Consider the following 10,854-nt stretch of genomic DNA (forward strand, 5'->3'; position numbering starts at 1 on the left):
CAGGTGAAAATACTCTCGGGAAGTGTATTGAAACCCTTGGTCGCTGTGGAGCTACAACGTTGCAGCGACTCTCTTTTTCTCCTTCATCATAGCCAGGCGGATGGTATCCAGAACGAGATTCACCGTCTGCTGTGTACCGGTCTTATAGGCAACAATGCTGTTATCATACAAATCACGAATCGTGGATAGGTACAACACTCCCTCTTTGGTGTGGATGTAGGAGATATCGGTCACCCATTTGCTGTTGGGCCTGTCTGCTTGAAATGGACGATTCAAAAGATTTTCATATTTGTGCAGTTGTTGCCCCACCTGAACCCATTTTCTCCGGCGGCGAATTTCTGCCCAAAGGCCGTATTTCTTCATGATTCGCAGAACTATCTTGGGATTGCGACGCGTACCTTGTTTCTCCAGCCACAGCCACATCCGTCGATATCCATATATCTTGAAGCAGCGCCCTCGCTGAACGTGGATAGCTTCCGCCAAACCTGCACCTTCTCCTTGCATTCCAAACGGTGGACAAAGTCATCATATCCACTCCGGGATACCTCAAAAAACCGGCACATGACAGAGGCAGGATAACGCTCTCGGTTCCTATAGATCACATGATATTTTACTTTTGGCCTCACTTCCTTTCTGTGAATTGCAGAAAATCCTGCAACCGCTTGTTTTCCATGCGAAGCCGTTCCAGTTCGCTCTTTTCGTTCTGCCGAGGTGGTTGCCCGTCTTTGCGCGGACGCCCCTTTGGGCGTGGCGCAATTCCGAATGACGTACGTTTTACCTCTTTGTTGTATCGATGAACCCCGTTCTTAATTTGAACTTTATCAAGGCCGAAATAGTCCGCTATTTCTTGTCTGGATTTCCTTGCTTCGCGCATTGCGTTGATCTCTGCCCCGAGAATTTTGATGTTTGTCCATTTCTTTTTTGACATGATAATACCCCCTGATGTAGTACTTCATTTTCCTACATCAGGGGGCTTTTTGTCTATTCTCCGTTTTTACGGGACCTGTTCAGAAACAAGGTAGGAGGCTTTACATTTTGTAGTCTCATTATAAAATTCTGTCCATAATACGCGAAATAAGCTAAGTGAATATATTTGTAAAAAAGTATAGTTTAGGCTCGGGAATGGCTTATTGCTAGGTTGATTGGAGTGTCAGGGACGAACTCTGTATAGTTGTGAGAGGCGATCCGTAAAATCGGCCCGCAGCCAGAATCCATATCCTTTTACATCCTCTAAAACTCTGTAATCGAACGAAATATCCAGGAGGCGTATTGTAAAATACAAAGCCATATAGTAATATAAGACTTTAAATCCTACGTATCCAAGAATTTCCGTTAAGGGAGTGAAAAGATGGATATTCCGAGAAATGTTACATGGGGCGCGATAGGCAGCCTTTTATGGTATACATAAGGCAATGCCTTCCGCTGAAGTAGTTAAGAAAACGGATTTGTCGTAGCAAACCAAACTTCAAAGGTTCTGTCAGCTTGTACTTATGCTTCGTCAGGATGATAGGAGATAATATCGGCAATATCACATTCTAAAATGGAGCAAAGTGTGTCCAATGTTTTGAGCGTAATATTCCGGCCGTGCTTCATCCGATGCAGGGTGTTGGCAGAAAAACCATAGTTGTAAATAAGCTGGTATTCTGTAATGTTTTTGCGAAACAGGGTCTGATAAAAGGGCTTGTAGCTGATCATAAGATGCACCTCTGCTAGACCCTATCCTACCATACTCAATAGATTGACTATCCCTAATATATTGAGTATAATGAAGATAAATAGAGACTATATATCACATAATAAGTCGTTATTTGTCACTGAATGAAAAATTAGAACTATATTTAGATGAATTCCTGTTACAGCTCCTTTGGCCAGACAGTGAAAATAGACGGTTAGAGGGCATATATGGTGTTGCAGAGCCTCTTTTGCATATTCGCCTCTCAAAATATAAAACGAAAAGGACATGGCGCAGGAGGACGTTTGTCCAAGCAAAAGTTAAAAATAACGGATGACTTTTCAAACGTGTACGAAAAGAGTTCTCCCATTTTGGACCGAAATTACTTCGTACATCAGCGAAAAACAAACGAAAAGCAGACTTGCCCGGTAAAGAAATGTGTTTAGAAAAGGAGGGAGAATAGGCGGCCAAGAGATTCAACAAGAGCGAGCCAGTTAAAAATGGAATAAAGAAAAAGGCTTTTCACGAGGCCCGTTCTTCACGTTAGTCGAGCGGTCCTGTGAAACAGCCTTTGTTTCTGTGTACAATTTTTGAAATTCTTATAATACCGGGAATTTGTGCACACCAATCACAGCTCCAACCATTTTGCAAGTTGCAGCAGAGTGTGGGCCTGTTCTCCGTCCAGCTTTCGGACGGAGGCAATCAGTTCCCGTTCATATGCCGAAGGATAAAGAACATCACGGTCATCATTAAAGAATTCCGGCAGAGTGACACCCAACGCGTTGAGTAACCTTTCCAAAATCGCGACCGATGGCTGTGTGGTCCCCTTTTCAATCGAATGAATGTGGTTTTCCGATACGCCCGTCTCTTTGGATAAGGCATAAACACTTTTGCCTTTGCCTTCACGGATATTTTTAAAGCTTATGCCTAAATCCATTTTTCGCCTCCGAATACATTGATAATACTATATTATTATAGTATGAAAGAGACCCAAAATTAATACATATAGTGTTCGGTAGAGTACAACTATATACATGTGCTATTGAAGTGATGATTCTTCACTAAAATGAAGGGGCAGTAATCATGATGAATTTAAACGAAGCGCTACGTATTTTGCGGATTCGTGCGGGTTTAACCCAAAAACAATTGGCGGACATGTTGGAACTGGATCGATCCAGTTATACCTATTACGAAACCGGAAAAAGCATGCCGACGGTGCCGGCATTCAAACGCCTTTCGAATCTATATGGTGTCTCCATGGATACCATGATGGGGGAAAGTGAAGAGCGCCTCTTGCGAGAGATAGAGGCTTCTCACCGGATGCGGGTGTTGGCAGAGTCGGGACCACGGGTTCGGCGAATTCTCTTGCAGGCGCACGGCCTAGAGCGGGAAGAATTGCGCGAGTTGGCCCGCGCTGTCCAGCAACTGTGGGAAAACCATGGACTGGACGGGTGTTGCGCTTTGCCGGGAAAACAGATATAATAAGTACGCACAAAGGCCGGTTTTGTACCGGAAGTGATTTCGAAAAAAGAAGGGGTTCGCATCAATGAAGCTGGGAATCGTAGGCTTGCCGAACGTCGGCAAAAGCACCCTGTTTAATGCTATTACCAATGCAGGCGCACAGTCCGCCAATTATCCATTTTGTACCATTGAACCAAACATTGGCGTAGTTGCCGTACCGGATCAGCGGCTGGACAGGCTTGCTGAAATGTATCATCCGGAAAAATATACTCCCGCTACCATCGAGTTTGTCGATATAGCTGGTCTGGTGCGTGGCGCGAGTAAGGGAGAAGGTTTGGGAAATAAGTTCCTCGCAAATATTCGTGAAGTCGATGCGATTGTGCATGTTGTCCGTTGTTTTGTCAACGATGACATCGTACATGTAGAAGGAAGTATCGACCCTAAGCGCGATATTGAGACGATCAATTTGGAGCTGATCCTCTCCGATATGGAAGTATTGGATCGACGCATTGAAAAGACGCAGAAGCTGATGAAGGCTGACAAGAAATATCAAGAGGAATATGATTTTTTCCAACGCGTCCGTGAAGCGCTCGATGCAGGGAAGTCGGCTCGCAGTGTAGAATGTACTCCGGAAGAGGCAGAGCTTCTCTCGACCGTATCCCTTTTGACCAATAAACCGGTCATTTATGCGGCCAATGTGAGTGAAAACGATTTTAAAGGCGGTATTGAGAACAACCCATATTTTAAACAAGTCAAGGAGATTGCAGACAGCGAGCATGCGGGGGTACTGCCGATTTCCGCGGAAATTGAAGCGGAGATTGCGGGGATGGACCCGGAGGAAAAAGATCTGTTCCTTGCAGATATGGGCCTAGAGGAATCCGGCCTGGACCGTCTGATCAATGCCTGTTATTCTCTGTTGGGGTTGATTTCCTATCTGACAGCTGGTCAGCCGGAGGTACGTGCATGGACCATCAAGAAGGGAACCAAAGCACCGCAGGCAGCTGGCAAGATCCACAGTGATTTTGAACGCGGTTTTATCCGTGCGGAGGTCATTTCCTTTGATGATCTGATGGCGTGTGGCAGCATGACTGCGGCGAAGGAGAAAGGTTTGGTCCGTTCGGAAGGAAAGGACTATGTGATGAAGGATGGGGACATTGTCCTGTTCCGCTTCAATGTCTGACCAGAAACCAGCGCGGTTCCGGATTCGTTTGGCCCAAAAAGAGGATGCCGCTGTATTGGCGGCGATCTATGCGCCCTATGTGCGAAATACAGCCGTCACATTTGAATATGATCCGCCGGATGCAGCGGAATTTAGACGGCGAATTCAAGCCGTTCAGGGGCAGTTCCCATACCTCGTCTGCGAAGAAAATGGAATACCAAAGGCGTATGCCTATGCATCCCGGTTTCATGGGCGGGCTGCATTCCAATGGGATGCAGAATTGAGTGTCTATGTAGCGGAGGGTGCTCAACAGCAGGGAATAGGACGGGCTCTATATGGATGTCTGATGGAATTTTTGCAAGAGCAGGGTTATACGACTCTGTATGCGCTGATTACATCGCCCAATGATCCAAGCGAGCGGATGCATACCCAGTTGGGTTTTCAAAAAATTGCCGTTTATCCACAGACAGGGTATAAATTGGGGACGTGGCGCGATATGACCGTTTGGGAAAAACGGATGAAACCGCTGCCTGAAAACCCCATACCTCCGCGTAAGTTTTCCACACTCCCGATAGACTTTGTGGAAAACGTGCTGCAAAAAGCGGCTACAGAGCGAAATCTTTCAAGGTAACTAGAGTATATAGAAAAGTAACAGCCGTAAAATGGTTACATCGAAAAAACAAAAAAATCCCCTACAATGGACGGTTTTGGTCCATTGTAGGGGATTTTTTGCAAGTTCTTGTCCGTAGAACCAATCTTGATCGGTTTATAATGACAGAAACCTGACGGGAAATTCTCTGAAATTTTTATCCATTGTTTTTCGCTGAAAGAAGGGAAAACGCATCGCAATTCCCTTCTTTTATCAAATAAACAAAAAATCTAAAAATTTTTCAATATTTCTCTCAATTTTCGGTTGAAATATTGACAATTTGAGAAACCTATGATTTAATAGGCTTGAAAAGTTCATTGGAATAATTAGTGAATTGGTATTACTTTACAATGGACTCTTTTGCCACTGTAAAGGCTGGGATGCCTTCTGACCAGCAGCAAATGGAAAGGGGGATGAAAAGAAAGAAGGCGACCAAACATAAGACGGAAAATACCGTGGGAACAGGAAGATTGCAACTTTAGGAGGAGAAAAATGTTTAAGGTGAAACGGAGGGCCACTGCTCTTTTGTTGGCCGCGCTTATGGCGACATCCGGACCGGGTGTAGTGGGCTTGGCAGCGGATTTTTCTGCCAATGGATCTGCAAAGGATAGCGCCGTTTGGCAAGTAGGAGATACGCAGGTAAAGGGCTTTCTGCGCGGCGCCCCGGCAGAAGCGAACCTGGAAGAAGAGGGACCGTTGGGTTGGATTCATTTCAGCGATAAGACGCTCGAAAATTGCCCCCAGAAGAGCGAGGACAATGGAATCACGGACATCGAGCTGTTCGGTACAATGGCACAGATCGCTGGGGACACGGCGACCAATTTCCGTTATGAAGGGGCTCCCGATTCCAATACGAAAGGTCAAGTGATCAATGGGGCGGGCGGCAAAGTGACCTTTCACGTTCCAGCGAGTACAGAGCCGCGCTATTTGCGCGTCTACATGGGGTCCTGGGCATCGGAAATCACCTTGCGTGTAGCTGTCAATGGCGAAGAGCAATACAGCCGCACTTTTGGAAAACGTGAGACAACGTCTGGCGCAGAGTGCTTTTTGTCCTCCATCATGTACCAAACGGCTTCGGAGGAAGATGTTGTCACAGTGACCGCAGAGGTTACCGCTACATACGATGCAGCCTATAGCAATATGAGCATTCAGGCGATTGCGCTGACCGACGAGGCGTTCCCGGAGGAAGAATCGCTTGTTTCGGGCGAGGTGCAGGATGCCCCAGAGTCGGCAAACCTCACGAAAGAGGGCGGTATCGATTGGGTTCAGCTCGACAACACCGATTTCGGTGCGTTCAATCGCAAGGACACGGAAGACCCGGCGATTGGCGGTCCGACGCTGATTGGAAAGCAGGATTATGTAGCCCAAAATACAAAGACCAATTTTGTATTCTTGGATGGAGTTTCTCCGGTGCAGTCGATTGAGAATAATAACCACAAGGGCTTAGTCTTTACCGGAGAAGGCAATGGCTTGGAATTTACCCTGCCCGCTAGCAAGGAAGAGCGCTATGTAAACATTTACACCGGCGCCTGGGCAGCCGACATCACAGCCGAGGTCCTGGTCAACGGGGATACAGCCTACATAGAGACGTTTGGCAGTACGGATACCACATCCGGAACCCCTGCTGTGTACCGGGTGCTCCGCTTGTCCTACAGCTGCGTGGATGAAGGGGATGAAGTGTCTGTTAAGCTTCATGTTTCCAAAGCGTACGACAGCCAGTGGGGAAATATGTCCATCTCTGCCATTACATTGAACGACTCCCAGGTGGTTGATACTGGGGTAGTCGCTGCCGGAAAGGTTTCGAGCGCGCCGGTTGCGGCAGACCTGACAAACGAAGGCAATGTGGACTGGGCGTATTTCAATGATACCGATTTTTCCAGCTATAACCACAAAAATGTTGCTGAATCACAGATCACCGACGTAACACCGGTGGGGACGCAGCAGGGAAGCCCTGTCATTCAGGATGCAAAAACGTCCTATATCTACAGTGACGGCGTCGATCCAGAGACGGAGACCGATGGCCACAATGGGTTCGTCTTTGTAAAAGAAGGCAGTGGTGTGACCTTCCGCGTGCCCGGAGGCCCAGAGATGAAGTATCTGAATGTGTATACAGGAGAATGGGCCTCTGACATTACCCTGGAACTCGTTGTGAACGGAGAGGTTGAATTCAGCGAAACGTATGGAAACAGCGTCACCACCAGCGGAACGCCGGCGGTATGCAATGTCGCTCGCCTCCAATACTATACGCCCAATGCGGACGATGAGGTAGAGGTGCGCGCGCTCATTTCCCATGGGTACGACCAGAATTGGGGAAATATGAGCATACAGGCCATTACCCTGTCTGACACTGCTCCGGTCAGCCTGGACGAAAAGATCACAACACCTGAATGGGAAATTGACCATACGGGAGGTCAAATTCAGTCGATGAAGACCATGATCGGCGGCGAAATGTATACCATTCCGATGCGTACAGACAGCCGAGGGGGCTTTATCTGGAATTACAACGGCCGCCAGATTGCGATGACTTCCGGAGATACGGCGGACGATGGGACCATCACGTATACAGGACGGTATCGCAATGCGAATGAAGACCTGACCTTTACCTTGCGGTATGCCGTGGATGAGCAGAAGCAGTTGGTGGTCACAGCATCGGTCACCAACAACAAGGATACGGAACAGGCGGTGGACAAGCTGTCCTTAAACCTGGGATTCAATACGTATTTGGAGAGCTACCCACAGTACAACGATCAACTTTTCCCAACTCTCCTGCGTTGTGAAAAAACCCATCTGTGGGGCTATCTCTCCACACCTTCCGGCCGTCTGATGACCATTGCAACCGATGCCCCCGTTGCATCCTATACTTTGGACTATGAGTGGGGCGCACACCGCATCTACACAGCGTCTCTCGACGTTTTACAGTCCGGCGAATTGCCGGAGCGTCATCCGCAGGATGCAGATCACATTGGTGCAAACGAGACGAAAACCTGGAATATTTACCTCAAGCCGGTCGAGGATTTAAATGCAATTGAAGACGTCAAACCGACGATCTCCAATTACACAGAGATTCCGACCATCGACGCAGATCGTTATACCATGGCGGAGAATGAAGTTTCTCAAGTGACGGTTTACTCCCAGTCTCCATTGAAGAACGGTGTGGTTACATTAGTTGACGAGGATGGAACCGAAACGACGCTCGCAGTGACCGACAATGGGGATCATACCTATTCCTGTACCTTTGAGGCGGAAGGCAGGGAGGAAGGCGTCTATAAGCTTTGGGCAGAAAACGAGGCCGGATATAAGGCGGAGGGCATGTTCACGATACGGATGCCGTGGTCCTGGTACACGAAACAGGCCCGTAAGGCGGCCGTAGAGGCTCCACAGAAGGCGACCTCCCACACAGAATCCTGGTACGGACTGTATTCTGCCTATATTGCTAAGAGATACTTCCCGGATGAAGAATTGGACATGGCGATCGACGAGAAGTTTGAAGAGATTTATCCGTTGATGTATGATGTCACGACCGACCTGCCGACTTCCTGGCAGAGCCGAATCCAGAACCACTCTGGTATGTTAGGCGTATTTGTCGATAAGTATGAGAGTTCTGGGAATATGAGCGATTTGGAGAGCGCTGTCCATCTTGCCGACTTCCTGCTCACCACCCAAAAGGAGAACGGCGGCTATTACAATGGAAGCACGGATTATACCTCGGTCATTTATCCAGCAAAGTCCATCATGGAACTGATCTATGTAGAAAAGGATCTGATGAACGATGCGGACTTGACAGAAGAGGAGCGCGCAATCTGGGCAGAGCGCTATGACCGTCACTTTGCCTCCGTTACCCGCGCCATGGACAACCTGGTGCGTCTGGACGGTCACTTTGAAACCGAAGGACAGCAGACCTTTGAGGACGGCGCCAATTCCTGTTCGGCGACGCAGCTGAGTGAATTCGCCTTGATGTTCCCCGAGGGCTCTGCAGAGCGCGAGAAATATACCAATGCAGCGCTCAAGATTATGAACTACCATACCTCGCATCAGCAATCTATTGTTCCGGATTCGCGTATGAATGGCGGCACCCTGCGCTTCTGGGAAGCACAGTATGACGTCGAAATGCAGTTGACCGGCGATTCTCCCAATATGATGAACTCACCGCATGGCTGGTCTGCATGGAACATCTATGCACTGTTTAACCTATATGAACTGACCGGCGACCAGCAGTACCTGGAGCGCGGTATGAACGCCATGGGGTCCTGTGCACAGCTGATGGGCTTTGACGGCACCCTGCGTTGGGCATTTATCGCAGATCCATACCGCAATACGGGCTTGTGGGTGAAAGATGAAGAGGCGTCGCACGACGATGTGATCGTTGGCAAGCATGTCAACACGGTGATCGGCGAAGAATATGTCGATATGATCTCCTACTGGTGGAGAGCGCCGAAGAATACTTGGGTCCCGGGGTACACCGCTATGGGCGGCGCAGTCACCCAGGGCGCTGCATGTGATAATGATGTACATGAGGTATTCAAAGCATTGGGCGAAGTGGCACTGACAAAGGCTTATGTATTCCAGAAGGATGACGGGACTTTTGAAACCTACAATTGTTCCATTGAAAATACGGATCGTGGCTTGATCGTTACGCCGAGCGAAGAGGTAGTCTCCAATGTGAGCGTACAGGTTCAAGAGGATACAGATGTCACAGTGAAATTCTATGACGGTGATCAGTCTGCGACAATCTCAGCGGGTTTGCCGGTTTGGATTTCTACGGAAGAGAACGTTGCCGATTTCGAAGACGGAGATAAGGATTCCAGCCTGCGCAATTTGACGGTAAGTAAGGGTGAGTTGAGCCCATCCTTCCAGGCAGATGTACAAGATTATACGGTAGACATCGGCGCCGAAGCCGGCACCGTAGAGATCACTCCGGTAGCGAATAGTGAACATGCCGTTGTCTACGTCAACGGAACTCGTGTTCTCCCAGGCGAGAGCTACACGGTTACTATGGACAGCGCAATGCAGGAAAAAACAATCCCGATTGTAGTCAAATCGCAGTATCAAGCGACAAAGACGACCTACACATTGACGGTATCGACCATGGGCGACTATGAGAATGTAGCGCGCAAAGCGGTCAATGTGACAGCAACCCGTATCCAAGGCCCGGCAACGGACCCGATGAGCCTGATCGATGGAGACCACGGCCTGGACGGTTCGACCACCACCCATATTACAGTGGCGCCGGATGGAACCCCCGACAACTTTATCACTCTCTCTTGGGCGGAACCACAGAGTTTTGAGAAGATTCTTGTCTGGACCTTCTACGGTGCAAAGCAGGGACCGACCAAGTGGGATTATCAGATTTCCAAAGATAACGGAAAAACTTGGGAGACGGTCGCAGAGAATGTCACAGCGGAGTGGAAATATAGCGATAAAACACATGAGAGCTACACCGTTGCTTTTGATGAACCCCTCACAGGTGTTACCGATCTGCGCATGGTTCTGAAAGAGGGCCTGCATGAGTGGGGAAATACCTGTATTACAGAGATTGAAGCCTTTGGAAAGAAGGATATTCAACCGGAAGAGCAGAACCTGACGGTGGGATACAACAACAAGGACGTAACGTTGAAGGTGGACGGCGAACCGCAGAAGATCGCAGACCTGACGGGAGAGTTTACGCTGGAAGACGTGGCAGAGGGAACGAGCGTAGAATTGACCTTTGAACCGCGTGTTGAAGGCCGGAATTTCCGCTCGGTGGCGGTCAACGGCCAGGAGGAACTCATCAGCGGCGATTCGTATACCTACACAGTAGAGATGACGGGCGAAGGCGTCGACTTGGACTTCGTGTTCGAGGTGACGGACAAGCGGATTCTGGAGCAAACCTATCAGTATGCAAAGCCCTATGTGGATGATGGGACGGTCGATTCG

8 protein-coding genes are annotated in these 10,854 nt (G+C 48.6%); 4 read left to right on the top strand and 4 right to left on the bottom strand.

Features of this window, described 5'->3' with window-relative positions; translation table 11 throughout:
- Positions 1 to 51: 51 nt before the first annotated feature.
- From B9Y59_RS00430 to B9Y59_RS00450, 4 genes are all read right to left on the bottom strand, one after another.
- The gene (locus tag B9Y59_RS00430; RefSeq protein WP_085531074.1) at positions 52 to 504 is read right to left on the bottom strand and encodes an IS3 family transposase; all 453 of its coding nucleotides are present in this window, start codon (positions 502 to 504) and stop codon (positions 52 to 54) included.
- A 118-nt stretch (positions 505 to 622) separates the two neighbouring features.
- Positions 623 to 928: a hypothetical protein gene (locus B9Y59_RS00435; protein WP_085531076.1), complete on the bottom strand. Its 306-nt coding sequence runs from the start codon at positions 926 to 928 to the stop codon at positions 623 to 625.
- A 560-nt stretch (positions 929 to 1,488) separates the two neighbouring features.
- A complete protein-coding gene (locus B9Y59_RS00440; protein WP_054325000.1) occupies positions 1,489 to 1,695 on the bottom strand; it encodes a helix-turn-helix domain-containing protein in 207 nt (68 codons plus the stop codon).
- A 605-nt stretch (positions 1,696 to 2,300) separates the two neighbouring features.
- Positions 2,301 to 2,609: a helix-turn-helix domain-containing protein gene (locus B9Y59_RS00450; protein ID WP_085531080.1), complete on the bottom strand. Its 309-nt coding sequence runs from the start codon at positions 2,607 to 2,609 to the stop codon at positions 2,301 to 2,303.
- 146 nt (positions 2,610 to 2,755) lie between these two features.
- On the opposite strand from B9Y59_RS00450, the gene B9Y59_RS00455 reads away from it, so the two are divergent.
- The 4 genes from B9Y59_RS00455 to B9Y59_RS00470 all read left to right on the top strand — a co-directional run.
- Complete coding sequence (locus B9Y59_RS00455; protein WP_054324998.1) at positions 2,756 to 3,154, top strand: helix-turn-helix domain-containing protein; 399 nt, start codon at positions 2,756 to 2,758, stop codon at positions 3,152 to 3,154.
- 64 nt (positions 3,155 to 3,218) lie between these two features.
- Entirely contained in the window at positions 3,219 to 4,313 is a 1,095-nt protein-coding gene (gene ychF, locus B9Y59_RS00460; RefSeq protein ID WP_054324997.1) for a redox-regulated ATPase YchF, read from the top strand.
- Complete coding sequence (locus B9Y59_RS00465; protein WP_158088893.1) at positions 4,288 to 4,923, top strand: GNAT family N-acetyltransferase; 636 nt, start codon at positions 4,288 to 4,290, stop codon at positions 4,921 to 4,923. Before ychF ends, B9Y59_RS00465 begins: the two co-directional genes overlap by 26 nt.
- A 510-nt stretch (positions 4,924 to 5,433) precedes the next feature.
- Positions 5,434 to 10,854, top strand: a 5,421-nt coding sequence (locus B9Y59_RS00470) for a cadherin-like beta sandwich domain-containing protein (RefSeq protein WP_085531084.1), incomplete at its 3' end; no start/stop codon positions are given.

The organism is Anaeromassilibacillus sp. Marseille-P3371, assembly GCF_900169665.1.
Lineage (GTDB): Bacteria > Bacillota > Clostridia > Oscillospirales > Acutalibacteraceae > Anaeromassilibacillus.

Coding starts and splice junctions, on each gene's coding strand:
- B9Y59_RS00430 (WP_085531074.1), bottom strand. CDS start 504: ATGCAAGGAGAAGGTGCAGGTTTGGCGGAAGCTATCCACGTTCAGCGA.
- B9Y59_RS00435 (WP_085531076.1), bottom strand. CDS start 928: ATGTCAAAAAAGAAATGGACAAACATCAAAATTCTCGGGGCAGAGATC.
- B9Y59_RS00440 (WP_054325000.1), bottom strand. CDS start 1,695: ATGATCAGCTACAAGCCCTTTTATCAGACCCTGTTTCGCAAAAACATT.
- B9Y59_RS00450 (WP_085531080.1), bottom strand. CDS start 2,609: ATGGATTTAGGCATAAGCTTTAAAAATATCCGTGAAGGCAAAGGCAAA.
- B9Y59_RS00455 (WP_054324998.1), top strand. CDS start 2,756: ATGATGAATTTAAACGAAGCGCTACGTATTTTGCGGATTCGTGCGGGT.
- ychF (WP_054324997.1), top strand. CDS start 3,219: ATGAAGCTGGGAATCGTAGGCTTGCCGAACGTCGGCAAAAGCACCCTG.